General features: G+C 47.4%; 22 protein-coding genes and 1 pseudogene. 6 read left to right on the forward strand and 17 right to left on the reverse strand.

Features of this window, described 5'->3' with window-relative positions:
- Positions 1-33 precede the first annotated feature (33 nt).
- The 3 genes from CF168_RS21515 to CF168_RS22740 form a co-directional block, all read right to left on the reverse strand.
- A complete protein-coding gene (locus CF168_RS21515) occupies positions 34-549 on the reverse strand; it encodes a YkgB family protein (RefSeq protein WP_011711654.1) in 516 nt (171 codons plus the stop codon).
- A gap of 137 nt (positions 550-686) precedes the next feature.
- Positions 687-1,241 carry a carboxymuconolactone decarboxylase family protein gene (locus CF168_RS21520; RefSeq protein WP_000088799.1) on the reverse strand — a complete coding sequence of 185 codons (555 nt, stop codon included), beginning with the start codon at positions 1,239-1,241 and terminating at the stop codon, positions 687-689.
- Between the two features lie 58 nt (positions 1,242-1,299).
- Positions 1,300-1,461, reverse strand: a complete 162-nt coding sequence (locus CF168_RS22740; RefSeq protein WP_223290059.1) for a peptide-methionine (S)-S-oxide reductase — start codon at positions 1,459-1,461, stop codon at positions 1,300-1,302.
- A gap of 868 nt (positions 1,462-2,329) precedes the next feature.
- On the opposite strand from CF168_RS22740, the gene CF168_RS21530 reads away from it, so the two are divergent.
- From CF168_RS21530 to CF168_RS21535, 3 genes and pseudogenes are all read left to right on the forward strand, one after another.
- A complete protein-coding gene (locus CF168_RS21530) occupies positions 2,330-3,616 on the forward strand; it encodes a GAF domain-containing protein (RefSeq protein WP_089069022.1) in 1,287 nt (428 codons plus the stop codon).
- A gap of 123 nt (positions 3,617-3,739) precedes the next feature.
- Positions 3,740-3,952: pseudogene (locus CF168_RS22600) on the forward strand (transposase domain-containing protein); the annotation flags it as partial.
- 281 nt (positions 3,953-4,233) lie between these two features.
- The gene (locus CF168_RS21535; RefSeq protein WP_002119794.1) at positions 4,234-5,211 is read left to right on the forward strand and encodes a sensor domain-containing diguanylate cyclase; all 978 of its coding nucleotides are present in this window, start codon (positions 4,234-4,236) and stop codon (positions 5,209-5,211) included.
- A 219-nt stretch (positions 5,212-5,430) separates the two neighbouring features.
- Here the strand turns inward: CF168_RS21535 and CF168_RS21540 are convergent, their stop codons facing one another.
- The 5 genes from CF168_RS21540 to msrA form a co-directional block, all read right to left on the reverse strand.
- Positions 5,431-6,078, reverse strand: coding sequence for a peptide-methionine (S)-S-oxide reductase MsrA (locus CF168_RS21540; RefSeq protein WP_223846397.1), 648 nt, complete (start codon positions 6,076-6,078; stop codon positions 5,431-5,433).
- Between the two features lie 220 nt (positions 6,079-6,298).
- Positions 6,299-6,544: a glutaredoxin family protein gene (locus tag CF168_RS21545; RefSeq protein ID WP_011711656.1), complete on the reverse strand. Its 246-nt coding sequence runs from the start codon at positions 6,542-6,544 to the stop codon at positions 6,299-6,301.
- A gap of 54 nt (positions 6,545-6,598) precedes the next feature.
- Complete coding sequence (gene msrB, locus CF168_RS21550) at positions 6,599-7,039, reverse strand: peptide-methionine (R)-S-oxide reductase MsrB (RefSeq protein WP_005403705.1); 441 nt, start codon at positions 7,037-7,039, stop codon at positions 6,599-6,601.
- Between the two features lie 31 nt (positions 7,040-7,070).
- Positions 7,071-7,331, reverse strand: a complete 261-nt coding sequence (locus CF168_RS21555) for a glutaredoxin (protein WP_005403706.1) — start codon at positions 7,329-7,331, stop codon at positions 7,071-7,073.
- Positions 7,332-7,334: 3 nt separating this feature from the next.
- A complete protein-coding gene (gene msrA / locus CF168_RS21560; protein ID WP_069785042.1) occupies positions 7,335-7,823 on the reverse strand; it encodes a peptide-methionine (S)-S-oxide reductase MsrA in 489 nt (162 codons plus the stop codon).
- Positions 7,824-7,945: 122 nt separating this feature from the next.
- Here msrA and CF168_RS21565 point away from each other — a divergent pair, with 122 nt between their 5' ends.
- Together CF168_RS21565 and CF168_RS21570 are read left to right on the forward strand one after the other, a co-directional pair.
- A complete protein-coding gene (locus CF168_RS21565; RefSeq protein ID WP_002123001.1) occupies positions 7,946-8,881 on the forward strand; it encodes an AraC family transcriptional regulator in 936 nt (311 codons plus the stop codon).
- A gap of 2 nt (positions 8,882-8,883) precedes the next feature.
- Complete coding sequence (locus CF168_RS21570) at positions 8,884-9,624, forward strand: hypothetical protein (protein WP_004911216.1); 741 nt, start codon at positions 8,884-8,886, stop codon at positions 9,622-9,624.
- A gap of 593 nt (positions 9,625-10,217) precedes the next feature.
- On the opposite strand, the gene CF168_RS21580 is transcribed toward CF168_RS21570, so the two are convergent.
- Positions 10,218-11,368 (reverse strand): IS3 family transposase gene (locus CF168_RS21580; protein ID WP_089069023.1). Its coding sequence is split into 2 segments (ribosomal slippage): positions 10,218-11,125 and positions 11,125-11,368, totalling 1,152 coding nucleotides; the frame shifts between segments, so codons are not numbered across the junction.
- A gap of 191 nt (positions 11,369-11,559) precedes the next feature.
- Here CF168_RS21580 and CF168_RS21585 point away from each other — a divergent pair.
- Positions 11,560-13,137, forward strand: coding sequence for a methyl-accepting chemotaxis protein (locus CF168_RS21585; RefSeq protein ID WP_089069024.1), 1,578 nt, complete (start codon positions 11,560-11,562; stop codon positions 13,135-13,137).
- A 532-nt stretch (positions 13,138-13,669) separates the two neighbouring features.
- On the opposite strand, the gene CF168_RS21590 is transcribed toward CF168_RS21585, so the two are convergent.
- The 8 genes from CF168_RS21590 to CF168_RS21625 all read right to left on the reverse strand — a co-directional run bounded on the left by CF168_RS21590 (position 13,670) and on the right by CF168_RS21625 (position 21,973).
- Positions 13,670-14,014 (reverse strand): DUF6488 family protein, encoded by a 345-nt coding sequence (locus tag CF168_RS21590; RefSeq protein ID WP_089069021.1) that lies wholly within the window; start codon positions 14,012-14,014, stop codon positions 13,670-13,672.
- 23 nt (positions 14,015-14,037) lie between these two features.
- Positions 14,038-14,655 carry a hypothetical protein gene (locus tag CF168_RS21595; protein WP_089069025.1) on the reverse strand — a complete coding sequence of 206 codons (618 nt, stop codon included), beginning with the start codon at positions 14,653-14,655 and terminating at the stop codon, positions 14,038-14,040.
- A gap of 9 nt (positions 14,656-14,664) precedes the next feature.
- On the reverse strand, positions 14,665-15,378 hold the full coding sequence (locus CF168_RS21600) for a HupE/UreJ family protein (RefSeq protein WP_089069026.1): 714 nt from the start codon (positions 15,376-15,378) through the stop codon (positions 14,665-14,667).
- A gap of 55 nt (positions 15,379-15,433) precedes the next feature.
- Positions 15,434-18,562 (reverse strand): efflux RND transporter permease subunit, encoded by a 3,129-nt coding sequence (locus CF168_RS21605; protein ID WP_089069027.1) that lies wholly within the window; start codon positions 18,560-18,562, stop codon positions 15,434-15,436.
- An 11-nt stretch (positions 18,563-18,573) separates the two neighbouring features.
- Positions 18,574-19,812, reverse strand: coding sequence for an efflux RND transporter periplasmic adaptor subunit (locus tag CF168_RS21610; RefSeq protein WP_089069028.1), 1,239 nt, complete (start codon positions 19,810-19,812; stop codon positions 18,574-18,576).
- A 1-nt stretch (position 19,813) separates the two neighbouring features.
- Positions 19,814-21,091, reverse strand: a complete 1,278-nt coding sequence (locus tag CF168_RS21615; RefSeq protein ID WP_089069029.1) for a TolC family protein — start codon at positions 21,089-21,091, stop codon at positions 19,814-19,816.
- Positions 21,092-21,138: 47 nt separating this feature from the next.
- Complete coding sequence (locus CF168_RS21620; RefSeq protein ID WP_089069030.1) at positions 21,139-21,531, reverse strand: hypothetical protein; 393 nt, start codon at positions 21,529-21,531, stop codon at positions 21,139-21,141.
- Positions 21,532-21,622: 91 nt separating this feature from the next.
- Positions 21,623-21,973, reverse strand: coding sequence for a DUF3147 family protein (locus CF168_RS21625; RefSeq protein ID WP_089069031.1), 351 nt, complete (start codon positions 21,971-21,973; stop codon positions 21,623-21,625).
- Positions 21,974-22,053 lie beyond the last annotated feature (80 nt).

Here is a 22,053-nt window from a genome sequence, read left to right on the forward strand (position 1 = left end):
GGCCCTCTAACTTATAGTTGTTTCGGATGCGGCTTATTTGTTTTTGTGCTCCAGTGCTGTAAGTGATGTGCCTACGATAAATATAGACACGACAAACAAGCCTAAATCTTTTAGCAAAAACTGGCCAGGAACCACAGAGATCGCAGGAAACCCAAGAGATGCCTCAAAAACACCGGGTGTAGTCAGCATGAACGACAATGTCGTAAAAAAGAGTCCGGTTGAAAGTACACCGCCCAAGATTGCGAGCTTAGGGGAGAAAACTCGTGCAGCGATTAACAGGCCAACTGAAATTTCAAGCACACCCAGAAAATTTGAGAATCCTTGAATGCTGAGGAAACTATACATCCATGAAAGCAGAGGGCTATTACTAACAAAACCATGTATACCGTTTGCTTCGTAGCTAGTGAATTTCATACCACCAAACCACAAATATATTATCGTCATGGCAACGTAGATGCCACCTATACCAAACTTAGTGACTTTTGCACCGAGATTATTACTAAGGATATTGGTAGTCTGGACACCATTTTCAATTTCGGGAATAGTCATCTTATATCTCCAATTATTTTTAGCCATGTGGACTCACTCTATGTAGCCCACTAAAATGATATGACTCTTGAGAAAAACTATATGTTTACTCGAGTCGAACCTAACTTAGGTAATTGCTGTAGTTGAGCACCAATGGATTAGACATCAATGCCTAGTGGTTGAACGGCCGGGAAGTCGACCTCGGTCTGTGTCACTTCGTTAACGTAGTTAGTGAAAGTGTTCAGGGCAACAGCCAACAGAATATCCACTACATGTGCATCACTGTAGCCAGCGTTCAGCACCGCTTGGACCTGGTCATTGCTGACTTGCCCGCGCTGGCGGACTACGGCGGCAGCAAAACGCACGGCTGCGTCGGCCTTAGGGTCATTTGATGCACCGCTGCGGTTGGCAGTGAGTTCAGCATCATCAAGCTTGGCCACCTTACGGCCTAGGAAGGAATGGGCAGCAAGGCAATAATCGCAGCCGTTGATCTCAGCGACGGCTAGGGCAATACGCTCAAGAGTCGCTGTACCCAAGCCGCCCTGTGCTGATGCTGCGCTCAATTGCAGGTAGCCAGTCAGCGCAGCAGGGCTGTTGGCAACGACGCGGAACATGTTAGGAACGCGGCCCAGTTGTTTTTCCACAGCCTTGAGTGAGGTATGGGTAGCAGTAGGCGCGGCGTCGATTGTGGTAGGGGTGTTCAAACGTGACATAAATTTCTCCTAGTGATTTGAAAGACAGCACGCTGTATTGGCGTGGAATAAATTGTATTTAAGAAGGTTCTGCTTGATAATCCGTTGCTATCAGACAGCTCATCTTCACGTCTTGCGCAGTCGCCATTTCAGTGCCACTACACACCTTCGTTGACGTCACGCCGTCCTGATTTCTAAGGAGGTCTTCGAGACTCCAAAAACACCCTCCGGCAACGATCACATTATTTATTTTTCATAAAGCCTCCTTGGTTTTTATCTATTTACTAATGGAACTGAATTTACAGCATGTAAAATAGATATAACATGCTCAATAGTTCGTATAATGTGACTTATTAGACAGTTTACGTAGGGGCTATGTATGGATGCAGACTTTGGATATCAGATTAAAAGAGTTGTGAAATTAAGGGTTCACGAAAAACTGCAAATATAGGGCAAATCAGATTGTCTATACCCATAATTTAGAGCGCCCGAGCATCAGGAACTCACTGAAAGCAGACGTTTCTGAAAATAAACAAGGCACAGCGCTTGAAAATTTCGAGACATCAACGTTTTGCCAAAAGGCTAAAAATGCGTGCACTACTCATTTCGCATTTAAAGAGAGCATCGGTTATTAGGCAATAACGATGTGGCCAAAATTTGTCGACCACTACACTATCTCGTAAACGAGTTTGATAGACGTCAACTAGTACGTATTTTTAGTGTAAGGTCATATTAATGCACGATGCTAAACTCTGCTGTGAGCTAGGTAGGATGTATAAATACCATAAATATTTCAATGCTTTACTTTTTAAAGCTCAAGTGAGTTACTCAGTTCCGACTGTTGGTGGCAGATTTGGAATCTCGCGATTTGTCTTAAATGTCAGCCAAGCAAGTCTCTCGCTAATAAAGTGTTGACTATCCCTGACAAAGTAACAATTTCTTGCCATAATCAGACTTAAGCACTTTACTTAGAGTGTATGTGCGCCGCTTAATGCATCAATGCTGCTAATTCCCTGATTGACATCAATCACTTTGTTTCCTGTTTGATACTCTGAGATAAACAAGATCGAATGATGCAAAAGGGGACTATTTAAATACTGAGGGAACAAATGGCAGTAGATTTGAGCATAGAAACCGCTCTGCTCCTAGAGCGCTGGCAAGGCATTGTAAACTCGATGGCTCAAGTCGCGGAAGTGCCTTGTGTGCTGATTAATCGATTAGATAAAAACGAAATTTGTCAGGCTGTTGGCAGTGTGTCAGTACCAACTTTTTATTGCGGTGAACCTGTTCCATTGGCACTTAACACTTATTGTTCCCAAGTCATTTCCAGTAACCAGCCATTACTAGTTGAAAATGCAATCGGTACCCGATATGAAAACAATAACCCAACATTTGCAGCAGGCTTTAGTTATTACTATGGCCTGCCATTGCTTTGGCCTAGCGGAAAAACTTTCGGTACTTTGTGTATGTTGGACTTTTCAAGCCCAGATCGGGCATCACAACACTGTTCCTTACTCACACTTTTTAAGCAGGCCATTGAATACGATTTACAGATGCTTCAACAACAGCAAGATCTGCTAAAGCGTGAGCAACAAGCAGACAAAAAATTTATACAACTATTCAATGAGATGTCAAATAGGATAAGACCGGTAACTAATAATAAGTTGCTTCAATCTGAGTTGTTTGTACTTTTGACAAGCCAATACCAATACTGGCATCAGGAACTGGATAAGCAGCTTAATCAAACCGTCCTGACTGATGAAAACTCCATTCATATAGCGGCACTGGTTCGAATTTGGTCAAATTTGTTGGCGATTGCCCATGAAACAGAATGGTTGAGAGCTACGGCAGTTCTAGAACCTTATAGTTGTGATGCTGTTGCGTCACTGGTCAATGCAACTCCATTATTAGAACAAGCAGTGTATAAAACAGCGCTGACCCTTGGTGCTGATCTCGTTTTGAGGAGTCATTTGCCTAATCCACTGTTACTAAGTGGGAAACCAGAGTTATGGTCTCTGATAGGACTAGCTATCACGAGCTTTTTAGTTGTTGGCGCCAGCGGTACAAGTATAACTATTTTTGTCAGTAACCGATTAAAAGGTAAGTACAGAGTTTTGGAATGGTCCCTTCTTGTAAAAGGCCAGACGATGCCGCTGCGTTTTACCCGCGATAATCAAGCGCTTTATGGTTTTGCAACAGTATGTGCCGAGTTAGCGGGTGCTGTTCTTGAATCTGGTGAGTGGCAATTAACTGAGAGTCTTCAGCAACAGAGTCGTTATCTCAACTCAAATCGTGATCACGTTGACGACATTGAAAGCAGGAATGCTTCAAGAACTGCTAATGGCATAACCAGGTTTATCTGCTTATCGATACCGGTGATGGGAGACGATTTATAAACACTCAGCGATGATCAGCGAAGTTGTGTTTTAGTTTTCTTGTTGGCACTACATCCGGTATGGCGGCCTTTAATCTGAGAGTGACACTTGGGATAACTGAAAAACTGGCTGTGATTCTGCTGAACGGAGCTTGGTGCTAAGCATGTTGGCGTCATTCAAAGCAAGGTCAACACTGCTATTAACGTTTACGATTATCTGACGGACGTGCTGCTGCGCGTCAACCAACATCCAGTAAGCAAGGTACATGAACTAATGCCGAAGTTACGGAAAGCTCAGTTCGAAAGCGCATTACAGCGTTCAGCTCTATTTAGCAATCCCGATGCTTCGGTAAAATAAGCCACGGAAAATGCTCCGGAGGCCGCATGCACACTAAATAGATGACGTTAGACGAAGAGTTGGATTTAAACGAGCAAATTATAGAGCCTGCGACCGGAAAAGCCAAAAGTTTATAAATACAGCTAAAACTCAAATCAAGCAGGCGAATATTGTACAAAACAATACCATTGCTACAGAGATAACTTCAAGTCTGACAGATCTATGCTAGAGTTAAATCAACGATTTAATTCATTTTTCTATGCAGGATCTTTGAAAAATGCAGTAGAAAAACGGAGAAGTACATGACCTTTAGTTTAGCTCAAACAGCTAGTGCAGAAACCACACTAAAAGCACCTGCTGAAGCAGATCAGAACCTGCGGGATATCACTGAACTGGCGTGTTATATCTGTGATGCACCAGTGGCTATGGTGACGCGAACCGATGACACAAAGCTGAATCTAATTGCAAAAGTTGGTATTTCGCGTACCTCTGTATTAATTAAAGAGTCCTTTTGCGTGTATGCAATGGAAACACCTGATGCGGTAATGGTGGTCCCTGACGCTACTTTAGATCACAGATTCAGTACCAATGCTATGGTGATTTCAGGACCTGGCTACCGATTTTATGCTGGCTCGCCGCTGATTGATCCCGAAGGTGCAGTGATTGGTACTATTTGTGTCTATGATCATGTTCCTAAGCAGCTGAACCAGCGGCAGATAAGCTCTTTGCAGGCTCTGTCCAGACAAGTGATCGCCATACTGGAGCTGAAAAAAGTCGGCGAACAATTACATAATACCAGCATGACGGATGCGCTGACAGGGGTGAACAACAGAAGAGCTTTTGACCTCAAGTTTGAAGCTGAATTTGCTCGCTGGCAAAGAACAGGACAATCTTTTGTACTGGCATTGATTGATATTGATCACTTTAAGAGTTTTAACGACAGCTATGGTCATGCCGCAGGAGATGAGGCACTGAGTCAAGTCGCGGCTCTGTTTCAGCGCCATAGCAGGAACTATGACTTTTTCGCCCGTTATGGTGGTGAAGAGTTTGTGCTGATCCTGCCAGGCACAGACACAGCGTCCGCAAATAAAACACTGGAAAAGTTAAGGCTGGTAGTGGCTAACCATGAGTGGTTATTACGACAATTAACGGTCAGCATAGGTTTGGCCAGCGCTGATTTATTTGACGACAAAAAGCAGTTGCTCGAAGTCGCCGATCAGATGTTATACAAAGCTAAAACCCAAGGCCGCAATCAAACCAGTGTGTTCGCCACACTGTAAGAGATCTGTTCATGCTGCGCTGATCTCAAGACCTCATAAAAACTGAGGTCTTGCTTCGGTCGATAAGCTGGTCTGATATTGGCATTATTTATTCCTTTCAAATACATGGGTAATGCGACTTACACAGATTTTTTATGCTCTCTTGGACTCCATGTGAAGGAGATCGTCACATTCTTTACATATAGAAAATAGAGTTCTTTAGCCAGCTGCAATTTCAGATTAACCGATTCGGTAAGCTTTCTGCATTTCCGGAGACAACTTTTTTAGCCAGCTTGAGAGACTGAAGCCTTTTCTATCGGTACTATTTAATTTAGTAAAATACAGATGTTCATCCCAGCGAGGACCGAAATCTACTTCTGCAAGACTTACAAGCTGTTTGTTTCTGCGAAGACGATGCTTTTGATGGTAATCTTCGGCGGGCCAAAAATAACCATTTTGTTCTCCGGCCTCAATCACCTCGGGAGATTTCTCCTTTCCAATCGCTTGAATCAGTTCTTCAGCTACTTGTTTTTGCTCCAGATCAAAAACAAAAAGTATCTGGCGATACTGGCCCTGCTTTCTACCATGAACAGACCATGATTCAAAACTTCCAAGAAGTTCCCTGTAGCTGATTTGGTCTTTATCGTAGATCACTCTGACGACTTCGGCGTGTCCGTTGATGTTGCGGTAACTCGGATCCAGAGTTGATGCTCCAGCGTAGCCAACACGTGTTTGCACTACTCCCTGCGTCCCTCCAAAATTAGAATCCGGTCCCCAAAAGCAACCCATGCCGAAAACCGTTTGACTAAGCTTCCCGATTTTCAATGCTTCTTCGATTGCTTCAGGGGTTGCAAATTCATAGCTTTCAACACCGTCTTCTTTATTCATTTTTAGATCCGACATATTTTTCACCTAACTTTCAAAAATTGAAGCCACTCCCATTCCTCACGCCGTGCAAACGACGATAAGACCACGTTTTCCAACACCAGCTTGATGAAGTATCTTTGCTAAAACTCCGCAGCATGTTTCTTGGTAACACAACTGCGGAAAATTGCTGTAATCATTGATCTTACTGCTTATTAAGTTATTAATAATTCTAAAAAACTCATTATTTCATTGAAGCTTCCAACCACCTGTCAAGGTCCTTGAACTTGGGGTTTCTCAGCTTCTTTGTCCCAACCACTATTGTCGGGAAATTCAGCTTTCCGTTCGAATAGAGGGAGCACAGTTCATCAGCAGCCGCGTCGTCTTCATGAACATCCAAAAAAACAAACTGGCTCCCTTTTTCTTGCAAGTACGAATGGTAAATCTTGGTTTTATGGCAGTCTTTATGACCGAACAGCTTAATCAACACGAACGGCTCCTTTTTTCAAAAGGTTCACTTTCATAAACCCCCTCGATTTAAAAATTATTCTACAAACTTCAATGACTCCGAGTTAATACAGAATCGGACCCCTGATGGCTCAGGACCGTCTGGAAAAGCGTGCCCCAGATGGGCTTCGCACACATTGCATAGCACTTCGATTCTGCGCCCGAAGGTCGTATCCAGTTCATATTGAATTACGTTGTCTGCGACTGGCTCAGAAAAACTCGGCCATCCCGTTCCCGAATCGAACTTTAGGTTCGAGTCAAAGAGTTCGGTGTCGCAGCCCACACAGGCGTACCTTCCAGCTTCATAAAATGAACAGAGTTCTCCGGTGTGCGCGCGTTCGGTGCCTTTCATCCGCATGACCCGAAATTGCGCTGGCGTCAGAATTTCTTTCCACTCTTCCTCGCTCTTTTCTACTTTTTTGGGAGGCGCGGGAGTGCCGTTATCCAGGTAGTTGTAAATGCTTTTCCAATTGAACATATATTTGCTCCTTTATTTTAGGGTTCACTCTTTAGCTATCAATCCACGAGAAGAAGTCTGTAGCACTACCAATGAATTCTCCATCCACAAAAACTTGCGGTACAGTTTGGAGATTTGTTCTTTCCTTCAACTCCAGGTAAGTCTTCGGATCGTCGTCTACGCGAATTTGTTTGAAATCGACCTTTTCAGCAGTTAGGTAATTCTTCACGCGTGCGCAAAATGGACAATGGTCTTTCGTATAAATAACAACATTCTTAAGTGCTTTCATTTTTTCCTCGTTCATTTGGTTCATGATTTAGTCTCTTTCAAAATGGCAAGAGTATCCGCTGGGATTCCTCTGCAAATAGTTTTGGTGATATGCCTCAGCGTCGTAGAATTCTTTTTCCAGGGTGACGGTCGTGACCACTTCATTCTCGAAGCGACCGATCTCATTGACCTCATCAATCACGTTTTCGATAATCGCTTTCTGTGCATCGTCACGATAGAACGCTGCCGAGCGATACGAAGTGCCAACATCATTTCCTTGGCGATTCTTCGTAGTCGGATCATGGATTTTGAAAAAGTAATGTAGAATCTCTTCGAGAGATATTTCGTCTTGGTCGTATTCCACGCGAACCGCTTCGGCGTGCCCCGTTTTCCCTGTTATAATATCGGCGTAGGTAGGATCATCAAAATCTCCGCCAGAGTAGCCCACCTTCGTTGACGTCACACCGTCCAGACTCCTAAGGAGGTCTTCGAGACCCCAAAAACACCCTCCGGCAACGATCACATAATCTAGTTTCATAAAGCCTCCTTAGTTTTCATCCACTTACTGATTAGACTGACTTTACAGCATGTAAAATAGATATAATATGTTCAATAGTTCGTATAACATGACCTATTGGACAGTTTACGTAGGAGCTATATATGGATGTTCTCAGTGAAATTTTAGATAAGGTAGAGCTTACTAGCAGCTACTGGTATAGAACCTCATTTGCGGGAGACTGGGGCATCAGCCTCCCGCAGGAAGAGAATCTAGCGAGATTTCACATCGTGACTCATGGCGAGTTTTGGTATGAGGTGCCAAAACTTAAACTTAAAGCATTGGCGGAGCAGGGCGATATTTTGATCTTTTTCAAAGGGATGGAGCACACCATGGCCAGTGCACCAAAAATCAAGGCCGAGCCTGCGGTCGAATTTAGAGCTAAAGCCAACCTCACCGAAGCTCAAGTTTTGGAATACGGTGATCAGAGCAAGCTCAAAGCCAACGTCGTTTGCGGACATTTTTGTTTTAATGGCGGACCCGATCATCCATTCTTAAATTCGCTGCCAAATGTCGTGCATATCAAGAGTGCTGATAACTCCCACTCGCCTTGGCTTGCCATGCTTTTAAGTATTATAGAGCAGGAAGCAAAATCAGGGCTTCCTGGAAGCAACACGTTAGTCAGAAAGCTGACCGAAATTATCTTCGTGCAAGCGTTAAGAATCCACATGTACAAATCCAATAAAAATGCTGGATTCTTCAAACTGATCGAAAATCCGCAACTCAGCAAAACCTTGGAAGCTATTCATCATAGTCTCGATAAAAAATGGGGTCTTGACGATCTCGCCGGGATTGCGGGGATGTCGCGTACGAACTACAGCGTCAAATTTAAGGAGCTGTCAGGCATGACACCTCTTGATTATTTAACCTATTGTCGGCTTGAAAAAGCAAAGCAGCTGCTTAAAGAATCCGGTAAGTCTGTTCCCGAAGTGAGTGAAGCCATTGGGTATCCGGCACATGAACACTTTCAAAAGTTGTTTAAGAAAAAAATTGGCAAAACTCCTAGCGCGTACAGAAAAGAAAATTCTGAAAAGGTGTAAAAATGAATATCTATAACTCTCCTGTTACCAAAATAGCTTTCTGGGTCATAGTCATTGGTGGTGCGGCTTGCCTGCTTATCCCTTTGTTTGCACCTCTTCTTCCGCTGCAATATTTGAAAGGTTATGGCGAAATAGGAGATGCTCTTGGAGGTATTTCAAGCCCATTTTTACAAATTCTGGGTTCAGTGCTTCTCTTTCTGGTGTTAAAAGCTCAGATTGACGCTAATGGCATCCTCCATCAGCAAATCGAAAAGGAATATACGAAGGAGCAACTGAGGCACGAGTTGAATCAGCTTCACGAACTTTATATGTTCGTCGAAAGAAACATTAAAAATTTTAGCTACGATCAGGAAAAGATGATTGATGGCAAGTCGCAAATGATCCTTTTGCATTCCCGGCGAGCGATTAAATGTTTCATTGAGGATCTAGAGAGCTTAGATGTTGATATTCACAAAGATGACGACATTTTAAGGTTCGACGGGGTTAAAGAAATTATGAGCATTTTGAACAGCGTTGACCTATATTTCGACAAAATCAAAGACAGCGAGATTGCACCTTATCATAAGAGTTTTTATAAAACGCTTATGCAGCACGAACTTCTCTTCAGCGTTTTTCCTTATCAAGATCTCGACAATCAAGCGTACCTAAAACAAGAGCATTGCCCAGAGTGTGGTGAATATCATGCAAATTATCCGCCACTGATTTATGACCGGTTACAGAAAATTAAAAAAAGTTTCTCCTGATGTATTATGGATATTTATTCGGTATCGGTCCTACCAAAAAGCTATTTGTAGTATCTCGAGTACGTGCTGTGGTGTAGTAATTCCAATCTTAGAAAACTCAAAGCTTATTCTGAAACTATCGGAATTGTCGGTTGGGTGAGACTTAGTCGCCCCGTAAAGCCTTATCGGGGCGGCAAAGATAACTTTTTATATCACTGCTATTGATGACGTCCTTTGTTTACTAAAGTTGTAAGCCCTTATTCTTTGTTTTAGACCTTCAACCACTCCGGGCTTGTCACTAGGAGAGTCCCCTTGGCTAACCTTAGCCGTCAGATCGTATTCAGCGATTTCTAGCCGGTCCCCCTGAATCATTTTACGCCAACCGTTCCACAACTTAGGGTCAAGCTCTTCGGTACGCCAACCATCGGTCGGTTCGCTCCGACTCGCTAAAGCCAGATCCCTGATTTGGTTCTGGAGCGTTAGATCGTCAATCATTGTTCAGCGCCGTACAAAAATGCTATTTTGTTCATACTCAATGCGTTTGTGGGTTTGGTTTGTTTGGCGACTGATCTGATCGCGCAAACTGATCTGATCCGCTAACTTTGGACACTTAACTAAGCACTGTGTTTCAGTTCAAAATTCTCAGGGCTTAAATAGCCAAGTGAACTATGCCTTCTGGTTTTGTTGTAATCAACTTCGATGTACTCAAACACGGTTTGTTTCATAGTTTCCCGGTTCATGATTGGCTCGTACTGAATGGCCTCAACCTTTAGTGAATGGAAGAAGCTTTCTGCACAGGCGTTGTCCCAGCAGCAGGCTTTGCGGCTCATACTTTGGGTAAGCTGATGTTTTTCAATCAGATCCCGATAAGCATGTGAACAATATTGACTGCCGCGGTCGCTATGAACGATCACGTTTTTAGGGAATCCACGACGAAACAACGCCATAGTCAGTGCATCACAAGCCAGCTGAGCTGTCATGCGATTACTCATTGACCAGCCAATCACTGCGCGTGAGTACAAATCGATAATCACCGCCAGATATAGCCAGCCTTCGCTTGTCATCAGATACGTGATATCACCGACCCATTTTTGGTTCGGGCCGGTGGCATCGAAGTTCTGCTCCAGCAGGTTTGGCGCTACCGGAAGCTGGTGATCGCTGTCAGTTGTTGTTTTGAATTTTCGTGCCGCTTTAGCCACTAAATTCTGCCTTGTCATGCTGTTTATAATGGTTTTTAGATCCGCGCATTCTCCATCTTCCGCGAGGTCGACTTGAATACGCCGAGCGCCTGAGCGCTCCTTGCTCTGGACAAAAATAGCTTTGATTTGCTCATCACGGTTGTGCTGTTTGAGCAAGCGCGCACTCGGTTCTTTGCTTGATTTTCGCCAGGCATAATACCCACTTCGCGTCACGCCAAGCACCGTCGCCATTGGCTTTAGGCGAAACTGGTGCTGGTGTTCGAGCATAAATTCGAATCGATCTACTTTTGATTCTTCGCGAAGTAGGTGGCCGCCTTTTTTAGGATGGCTAAATCCTCAGCTTGGTCGGCTAACTGGCGTTTTAACTTGGCAACTTCAGCAGCGAGCTCAGCTTCGCGTTGGCTAGTTGTAGATTTCTTCTCAATGGCAGAGCGCCAGTTATAAAGTTGTGATTCGTAGATTTTGAGCTGCCTGGCCGCTTCAGCAACACCAACACGTTCGGCTAACTTCAGGGCTTCAGCTTTAAATTCAGCAGTGTGAGTCTTGCGGGTCTTTTTGGTTGTCATATTCACCTCGTTAAGTCATTTTACTCACTTAGCGTGGTGTCCAAAAGTATTGGATCAGATCAAACTGCATTGAGTTCCCTTACCTGAGTGATCTACTATTTCGCACAGTTATTTAGCTTTATCGTAACGCTCAAGAAATTGGGCTTAATGCCGAAAACAATAAAATAAAACAGCCAACCCTTGAGGTTCTTATGCGCCAGAATTTACCAGTGACGGGTCGAAACTTAGAACTCCCAAAAGATGCCAATATTCTTTCGACTACCTCCCCTCAAAGCCATATCACGTACGTTAATCCTGACTTCATTAAAATCAGTGGTTTCACTGAGGAAGAACTATTAGGCCAGCCTCACAACATCGTAAGACACCCAGATATGCCGCCTGCTGCATTTGAGCATATGTGGAGTACATTAAAATCTGGCCGCTCATGGATGGGGCTAGTAAAAAATCGCTGTAAAAATGGCGACCACTATTGGGTAAGTGCTTATGTAACGCCAATAGCTAAGAATGGTTCGATTGTTGAATACCAGTCTGTAAGGACCAAGCCTGAACCTGAGCAGGTTTTGGCTGCGGAAAAATTATATGCTCAATTGAGAAGCGGGAAGGCCGCGAGGCCGAAATTGGCTGCTAGCTTTTCCGTGAAAATACTCTTGCTCATATGGGGTAGTATTATATCAAGCGCAATGGCTGCCGGCATGCTTACTGATACATCAATAAGCAGCTTATTGTTAGCCACTTTAATGTCAGGAAGCTTAAGCTCTGTTAGTGTTTTGGCTATTCTCTCTCCTCTTGGAAGACTGGTTGAAAGAGCCAGGAATATTTCCAATAACCCATTAAGTCAATCCCTCTACACTGGGCGCACCGATGAGTTTGGCCAAATAGAGTTTGCTTTACGAATGATGCAAGCTGAAACAGGCGCCGTAGTAGGTCGCATAGGTGATGCATCAAATCGGCTTAGCGAACACACCCGAGGCCTACTAAAGGATATTGAGTCAAGCAATGTACTTACAGTTGAGCAGCAGGCAGAGACAGATCAAATAGCAACGGCAGTAAACCAAATGGCGGCAAGCATTCAAGAGGTTGCGAGCAATGCACAGCATGCTGCAGATGCGGCCGGAAGAGCAGACACTGAGGCGGCATCTGGCCAGCGTCTGGTAGCCCACACAAGCCAGTCAATCACTGCCCTTGAAGGTGAAATTAGGCAAGCCGCTCAGGTTATTCATGAGCTTGAAGGTCAAAGTAACGAGATATCAAAAGTTCTTGACGTTATACGAGGGATCTCCGAGCAAACGAATTTGTTGGCACTCAACGCAGCAATTGAGGCCGCGCGTGCTGGTGAGCAGGGGCGTGGTTTTGCTGTTGTCGCCGATGAGGTTCGCAGTCTTGCTGCTCGCACACAGCAATCGACAACGGATATTCAAAGCATGATCAGCGCTCTACAAGAGCGAGCGCAATCCGCTGTTACAGTCATGGAGCAAAGTAGTCGGCAAGCGCACACGAGTGTAGCTCACGCAGAGGAAGCAGCTACAGCTCTTGATGGAATTGGCCAACGCGTTAACGAAATTACCGACATGAACGCGCAAATAGCGACTGCGGTCGAGCAGCAGGGAGCAGTAAGTGAAGACATAAACCGCAGTATTATCAATATACGCGATGCTGCTGATACCAATGTACAGACCGGGCAGAATAATTTGCAAAGTGCGAAATCTGTCGCTCAGTTAACTAGCGCTCTGAGCGAACTGGCAAAACAGTTTTGGGAAAAACGAGGATAACGCTTTTCAGTATCTCGACAGGGATAACTTACTTTACCATCGGTTATCCCTTTTAGCCGCACAAATTTTAGCCATGGCTTTTCAGGAAGTCAGGGCTATCAGAATGGCCTTAGAAAGCCTAGTCAAAGAGCTGTCACGAGAACACCGTTAGCTTAGCGTACGATTTTTTCCGAATTCTGCGGTTCCCCCATTTACAACATGGCTCTGTCCATGATGGATAGACAGGGCATCCTTTCAACAGATGCATGCTATGCGAGGCGTTGGCTACAGTTTTCGCCCCTAGGTGAAGAGAAGACCCATTTTGAGATACTCAATGGCCAGGTACATGATTATTGCTGCAAATACATTCAAGCGAGTGGTGCTGGGGTATGAAGCCCAATGGTACGGAAACGTACGCTAAGAGCTTAACTATATGAAATTCATAATAATGCATTGCGTGCATTGAAGAATGGCATTTTGAAATGAATTGCCAGAGTCAGAAAAACAAAGGCCGGTGCAGACACCGGCCTTAAAGTTAGTTACTTAAGCTCAATCACAGCTTTTCTGTATGCTCAGCTGACACGACGTTACCAACCTCGTCCAGTACGATATAGAGGTTCTGCTTACCGGCATCTTTTTCATCTGCATTGACATAAAGAGCCACCCACACAGGGTCACCATGGTGCGATTTTTTCTCGCTGATCTCTTTCGCTTTCACAGAACCCCAGCTGCCGCCGAGTTTGTTGCCGGCGACCAGTTTTTCCAGCACTTGTTGCGCTTTGGTTGATGCTTCAGCCTGAGTAATTGGCTCTACATCCGCATGGTTGCCGTGCGCGAGCACTTGTTGTGACGCCAGTGCCAGGCCAACGCCAAGAATTAAAGCAGTTAATTTTTTCATGTTACATATCTCCTAGAGTGTTATTACGGTTTATAAAAATCAGCAAAAAAACCATGGATTGTCACAGTCACAACCACAGGTTCAGTTCCTTTGTTTTTCCAATACCAGCCATGCGTACCGTCAAAAGGCGCCACAAAATTGCCGCTACCTGCATTTTGTGACCGGTCCAGCCAGTAGCTGGTGTATTCATCCGCTTTCGCGTTGAATTCTTCACCATGCATGTCCACCAACAGTGGTGCTGCATTAGAACTCCAGCTAAAGACGATACTTTGACCTTTTTGCATTTTTGCTTTCAGTTCAGCGCCTTTACCCGGTGCCAGCGTCAGTTCCATCGTTTTGCTTTTGAGTTCAGAATCTTGTTTCGTGACCGGGCTCAAATTCGCGCCGGCCAGTAAGCTGCCATCGCCCGATTGCTGCGCCTGGGCCTGTTGTGGCTGCACTTCCTGCATTTGTGCGTCAGGGTCACCTGCTTGTGCAATGGCCGTGAGGCCTGTCAGTTTACCCACACCCGTCGGATCCAGACCGTATTCCGCCGGCAGAATAAATAAGGTGGTGATCACCGCAGCAACGACCGCAGCCGCAGCTGTGGCAGTCCATAATGATTTTGCGCTTGGGGCTGTTTTTTCGATAAAAGTGTTCATTGCAAATCCTTAAGCGGCCACAAACAGGCCGGTCAGTTGATAAAAGAAGAAAATAAAACCGGCTGACATCAGCACTTGGTTGGAGCGAAAGGCATGTCTGTGGAAAGACGCTTTGGTGCGCCAGAAATTCATCAGGATCAGGATCAAACCCAGCGCCAACAATTGCCCCAGTTCAACCCCGATGTTAAACGCCAGCATGTTGCCGACCAGACCTGCAGGGTCCAGTTCAAAATCCTGCACTTTACTGGCCAGGCCAAATCCGTGGATCAGGCCAAACAACCAGACCATCAGTTTGGGATCTGGTCTTTTACCGAACCAGCTCTCAAACGCCTGCATGTTATCGAGTGCCTTATACACGATGGAAATGCCAATCAACGCATCGACCAGATACGGGTTCACATGAAAACCGGTAAGCACACCGCCCAGCAACGTCAGACTGTGACCCACGGCAAACAGGGTGACGTAAATCGCGATATCTTTCATGCGGTACAAAAAGAAGATGACCCCGGCCAAAAACAGCAGGTGGTCATAACCGGTCACCATGTGCTTGGCACCGAGGTAAATAAAGGGCAGCAACTGCAACCCTTTGGCTTGCTCGATAAAAGCCTGATCGCCAGCAGCCACGCCGTGAGCATAAGCTGAAGTCGTAAACAGTCCTAACCACAGCAGCGAAAAAAGCCACAGGGTTTTGCTTTTCAGCACTGAACCATTAAACAGCATCATTTTTTCCTTCTTGATATGCCCCTCCACCAGGAGGGGCTTTGGATTCAGAACAACATCAATTCCCGCTTTCGCGGCGATGCACCAAACGGTACAACGCAGGCAGGATCACTAAGGTCAGTAAGGTCGAAGTCAGAATGCCGCCAATCACCACAGTTGCCAGCGGTCGCTGAATTTCGGCACCCGTTCCGGTGTTAATCGCCATCGGCACGAAGCCAAGGCTTGCCACCAACGCTGTCATCAGCACCGGACGCAAGCGCTGCACTGCGCCTTGTTCAATGGCAACCAGGAGTGACAGGCCCTGCTCACGCAACTGCTTGATCATCGCCATCATCACGACGCCGTTAAGCACCGCGATACCGGACAGCGCAATAAAGCCAACTGCAGCGGAAATGGATAACGGCATATCGCGCAGCAACAAGGCGGCAATACCACCCGTCAAAGCGAGCGGGACGCCGCTAAACACAATCAGCGCGTCCTTGGCAGAATTGAGTGCACTGAACAGCAAGCCAAAAATCAGCAACAAGGTCAGTGGCACCAACCATTGCAACCGGCTGCTGGCTGACTGCAATTGTTCAAAGGTGCCGCCATAACCCAGCCAATAGCCGGCTGGCAATTCCAAATCAGCACCTAATGCACCTTGGGCATCCGCGATAAAGCTACCCAAGTCCCGGTCCGAGACGTTGGCAGTCACCACCACGTTGCGCTTGCCGCTTTCCCGGTTGATTTGGTTGGGGCCAGTCAGTTGCACCAGCTGTGCCACTTCACCAAGCGGGACATAGGTCATTTCATTGAACGCATCGGTTGGCAACGCAACCGGCAAACGCGCCAGCTGCGCCGGGTCGCTACGTTGGGATTCATTGAGACGCATCACCAGCGGGAAACGCTTGTCACCGTCAAAGATCACCCCAAGCTGCTGACCGCCTACCGCGGTTTGTACCGTTTGCTGAATGGTCGCAACATCAATGCCAAGCAAGGCCAGATGGTCTCGCTCAGATTCAACCGACAACAGCGGCAATCCTGTCGCTTGCTCCATCCGCACATCTACAGCACCAGGAATTTGCGCCAGAATGGCCGCAGCCTTGTCACCAATTTCTTTGAGCTTCTCTAAGTCGTCGCCATAAATCCTGACTGCAACATCAGTCCGGACCCCGGCGATCAATTCGTTAAAGCGCATCTCAATCGGCTGGGTGAACTCATACTTGTTACCCGGCACCGCCTCCACTTTTTTCCTGAGCAGCTCGATAAATGCCTGCTTCGACATCGTTGGATCCGGCCACTGGGATTGCGGCTTGATGATAAGGAAGGTGTCCGCAACACTCGGCGGCATCGGATCGGTCGCAATCTCTGCAGTGCCTATTTTTGAGAAAATACGCTCCACTTGTGGTAAAGAGGCAATTTCCTTTTCCAGCAGGTTCTGCATCCGAATCGATTGATCAAGCCCGGTGCCAGGCACCCGCAATGCATGCAGTGCGACATCGCCTTCGTCCAGCTGTGGCATGAACTCACTGCCCATCTGGCTTGCCTGATACCCACTCCAGCCGACCAGCGACAGGGCCAGTACCACTGCAGGCACTGCATGGCGCAAGCCTAACTGCAGCACGCGCTGATAGCCTGTTTTGAGGGCACACATCAGTCTGCTGTCTTGCTCGCTGACTTTGCCGCGAACAAACAGCGCAATAGCAGCCGGCACAAAGGTAACAGCCAGCACTAAGGCACCCAGCAATGCAGCAATCACCGTAAAGGCCATCGGATGGAACATTTTGCCTTCCACGCCAGACAGGGCAAAAATCGGCATAAACACCAGCATGATAATCAGCACGCCAAACACGGCGGGCGTGAACACTTCGCGGGTCGCCTGATAGACCACCTCAAGCCGTTCCTGCGTATTAAGCAGCCGCTGGTGTTGATGTTGTGCCATGCCTAACCGGCGTAAGCAGTTTTCCACCACAATGACAGCGCCATCCACCATCAAACCAAAATCAATGGCACCCAGACTCATCAGATTGCCACTGACCCGGTTCATCGCCATGCCGCTAATCGCAAACAACATGCTAAGCGGAATAACTAAGGCAGTGATAAAGGCTGCACGCAGATTCCCCAGGAAGATAAAGAGCACGACGATGACCAGAACTGCCCCTTCGAACAGGTTTTTCTGCACCGTTTCAATGGTTTTATCGACCAGGGTACTGCGGTTGTAGACAGGGATCGCTTTGACGCCCGTCGGCAAGGTGCTGTTGATCTGCTCCAATCGTTCAAAGACACGTTTGGACACGGTCCGGCTGTTTTCACCAACCAGCATAAACACTGTACCGAGCACCGTTTCTTCGCCGTTTTGCAGAGCAGCACCCGTCCTCAGTTCCTTACCGATGAACACATCGGCCACATCGCGCAAACGTACTGGACCATCATCCCGTTTGGCGACCACTAAGCTCGCAATATCTGCAATACCGGTCAGTTGACCCGGTGCGCGGACCAGCCACTGAGCGCCATGACGCTCCATATATCCGGCCCCGACATTGTTGTTATTGCGGGAAAGCGCTTTGGCCAGGTCGTCCATCGTCAGCTTATACGCCAGTAATTTGCCGGCGTTTGGTGCCACCTGGTATTGCCTGACGTAACCACCAATCGAGTTCACCTCGGTCACCCCGGCGGTTTTCACCAGCTGGGGTTTGATGGTGAAATCCTGCAAGGTCCGCAAATCTTCTGCACTATAAGGCGTGCCATCCGCTTTGCGCGCGTCGGGATCCGCACTGACCGTATACATAAAGATTTCGCCAAGGCCGGTGGCGATAGGGCCTAATGAAGCACTGACATCCGCCGGCAATTGGTCACGAACCCCTTGCAGTCGTTCACTGACCAATTGGCGTGCCCAATAGATATCGGTGCCATCTTTAAACACTACAGTCACCTGCGAAATGGCATAACGGGATACCGAACGGGTGTATTCCAGTTTCGGTAAACCAGCCATCGCATTTTCAATCAGCAAGGTTAAGCGTTGCTCGGTTTCAAGCGGCGAATAACCCGGTGCTTCGGTGTTAATCTGCACCTGCACGTTGGTAATGTCAGGGACAGCATCCATCGGCAACTGTTTGGCATGCCACACGCCAATAGCCGCCATCAGCAACGTGAGCCCAATCACCAGAAATCTTCTGGCGAGGGCTATTCTCAAGATAAAATCAATCATGACGGCCGCTCCTAGTGATCGTGGCTGGCGCCGTCTTTTTCGACATCGGCTTTGAGTAAGAAACTGTTTTCAGTGGCGTATTCAGTGTCCGGTTTTAAGCCGCCGAGGACTTCGATGTAATCGTCGTCTTCGCTACCAAACTCCAGCATCCGCACTTCAAAGGTATTGCCAATTTTGGCAAACACCACCGCCATATCCCGAAACGACTGCACGGCATTTTTCCGCACCGCCAGGGCCACTTCGCGCTCTGCAGTGATGATGTCCGCATTGACATGCATACCGGGTCGCCAATGTCCGCTCGTGTTGTCAATCACAGTACGGACGCGGGCAATGTGGCCATCAGTCATGGCAGGAGACACAAAGCTGAGCGTGCTTTGGGTTTTCTCTGCCTGGTGCATATCGAAAACTTCGACGATTTGTCCGGTTTTCAGCTGACTGATATCCGAAGGAAAAGCGGATAACTCCACGAAGACCCGGCTGTGATCCACCACTTCAAACAGCGGTTCGCCACCCACCACCTGACCTGCATTCACCAGGCGTTTGGTGACGACACCAGCGGCAGGCGCTTTAATCGGGAAGGTTTTCAGCGTGCTGGTATTCATGATGGTCGCTAACACTTGCCCTTGACTGACCTGCTGCCCCAGCTCAACCAGCACTTGCTGTGCCTGGCCGTTGTAAGGCGACTGGACTGAGAATTGCCGGCTGGGATCAACCGCCACCACCCCGAACAAATGCACCTTTTGTTTCAGTACTCTGGCCGTTGCCCGCTCAGTGGTAATACCCGTCAGGCCCAGCATCCGGTCATTGAGCTCGACCCGTCCTTCGAAAGAATCATATTGCCATTGGTAGGTTTTGCCCTGATAAACCGCATTGACACTGACTGCATAGGAATGCGGTTCCACAATGGTGGCATCCCCAAGCAGATAGCCAGCTTCCGGCGAAAACTTGAGCTGATTTTGTTCGCCATCCAGCCGGGATAAGGTGACTTGCAGTGAAACATCCTGCGGTTTCACCGGCGTGCTGTTGAGATAGCTGAACACCCGCATTTCAGGAGGAACACCGGATTCAAAAATGCTGATCTCTACCGCAAAACCGTCTTTTTCAAACAGACGGCCACCCTGTGGCCCTTTGGCAGGTTCTGCTGCAGCAACTTCGTTCGATGCAGCCGCTTTGGCGAGGGCCTGAGTTGAAGCCATGCAAAGGCTGAACAGTGTCAGACCGATTTGCAGCATACGGAAAAAAGTAGTCATGTTAGTTCTCCACAGACGACAAACGCACCGGCCCGGAGACGGTCAGGGCATGGCCAGTTAAACGTTCAAGTTCAAGTAATTGCAGATGGAAGCGACTCTGAGCACTGAGCAAGTCCACTTCGGCCTGGCGCAGTTCCTGCTCAGCAGCAAGCAGACTGAACAAGTCCACTTGCCCTTGCTGATAGCCTTGTTCACTGAGCTGTTGCAACTTATGGGTTTGCGGCAGCAAGGTCGACTGCAGCACTTTGCTGTACTGCCGCAGCTGCTCCAGTTCGAGATAAATTTGCCGCACTAACAGTTGCAATGAGGTCTGCAGCTGTTGTTGTTGCAAACTGCTGAGCTCAATCTGGGTTTGCGCTGCGAGGCGCTGGCCCGCACTCGGATCATGCAGTTGCCATGGCATCGACACACCAAGCACTAGGGCATTGTCGTTCAGACTTTCAATCCGCCGGACGCCGGCGCTGACACGGAGATCGGCTTTTTGCTCCGCTTTGGCTAATTGCAGCTCGGTTTCATGCAAACGGGTTTGCGTGACGAACTGAGTCAGAGTTGGAGACTGCAGTAAACTGGTTTGCAGTTCTGCGATGGAAGGTAACAAAGGCAGTGTTGCCAAAGCCCCCTGCACGGGACCGAAGTCGGGTTGCGATGCCCAGTGTGCAGCCAACTGCGCACGACCCAATTCAATCGCATTGTTGGCGCTGCTCAGTTCCAGTTGGCTGCGGGTTAAACGCAGTTCCAGCCGGGTGACATCCGCATCACTTAAGCTACTGGCTGCAGCACGTTGCTTGGCGATGTCCAGCAAACGTTGTTCCCGGACGATGCGCTTTTCAATCAGCTTGTGCAGCTGTTGCAGTTCGACCTGGCGAATATAACTCCGAGTAGTGGCAGCCAACGCATCCAGCCGGCTGACCTCAAACTTTTGCTGCAACAACGCTTGTTGCCACTGCGTTTTCTCCAGTCGATAGGTACGCTTGTCGCCCATTTCAATCAACTGGCTTAAGGTCAGTGTCAGCTCGGCATTATCCAGCCCTTTGCTGCTGCCTGTCCCGGCAACGTTTTCAAGTTCCACCCCGATGTCTGGATTGGGCTTGAGCCCAGCCTGTAACCGCTGCGCTTCATTGAGCCGCAATTGGTACGGATATTCCTGCAAAACCGGACTTTGTTTAAGGGTTTTTTCGAGTGCTTGCGCTAAATTCAGTGGCGCTGTTTGTGCAAAAGCAACAGACGATGCAAAGCACAGCAACATCGCGCCCATAGGCACAGATTTTTTCATACGCATAGGTATGCTCCTGATTACTATTCAAAAATGGAATAAATAAAACAGGATCAGGCGTTTGGTGGTGGGACTGGTGGCGTGTGAGTAATACCGGTTAATTGGCTTTTGTGAACATAACGTTCAGTGCCATTTTTAACGGTGAAACAGGAATACGGCTGCGCTGGTAAGTCAGCAACCAGATGAATATGACTAGGGTGTTCGTGCGCTGAAGCATCATGGATATTCGAAGCTTCAGATGACAGGAGCTGGTCTGTCGTTTTCGCATCATGCTCAGCATGATGCTCGTCATCATCGTCATGATCATGGTTTGGACCATGGCTGTGTGGTTGTTCAACCGACCACAGCAGATCATGAGAATCGTCCGGCAAATGCACCACAAAGCCCTGCGCAGCCAGCACGGTGTGCTGGAACAGGAAAATGATGATGAGCAGAATGCGGGCCAATTCAACGATGCCTTTAAAATGAGGACAGCTGAGTGTAACGGGCTCTGGGCCATTTAGCAATCATTGTCATTTGCAAGTTCAAGCCGCTGCGCTACCACAGCTGAATATCGAACTGCCGCAGCACATAAGCTAGCACGACAAAAAGCACCATCGTCAGCACAGCACAGAGCAACAGGGCCGGCCAAAAGCCAAATTTCTGCAACAGGCGGGGAAACACCAGAAACATCGGTAAAGTCGGCAACACGTACCAGAAGGTATACCAGGCATGGTTGCCAATTTTCTCGGTCGGCTGGCGTTCAAGATATAGCCAGACCAATGTTAACACCGTCACCATCGGTAATGCTGCAATCAAGCCACCCAAACGGTCGCTGCGTTTCGCGATCTCCGAGATAGCAACCACCAGCAATGCCGTGATGGCGTATTTTGTCAGGAGCCAGACCATCGTGATCCTCTTTGTTTCATCAGAAAAAGCTGACATTGCCACGCTATCGCCGGCCAGCCTCAATGCCACAGTCATAAATA

The organism is Shewanella bicestrii (assembly GCF_002216875.1).
Classification (GTDB): domain Bacteria; phylum Pseudomonadota; class Gammaproteobacteria; order Enterobacterales; family Shewanellaceae; genus Shewanella; species Shewanella seohaensis.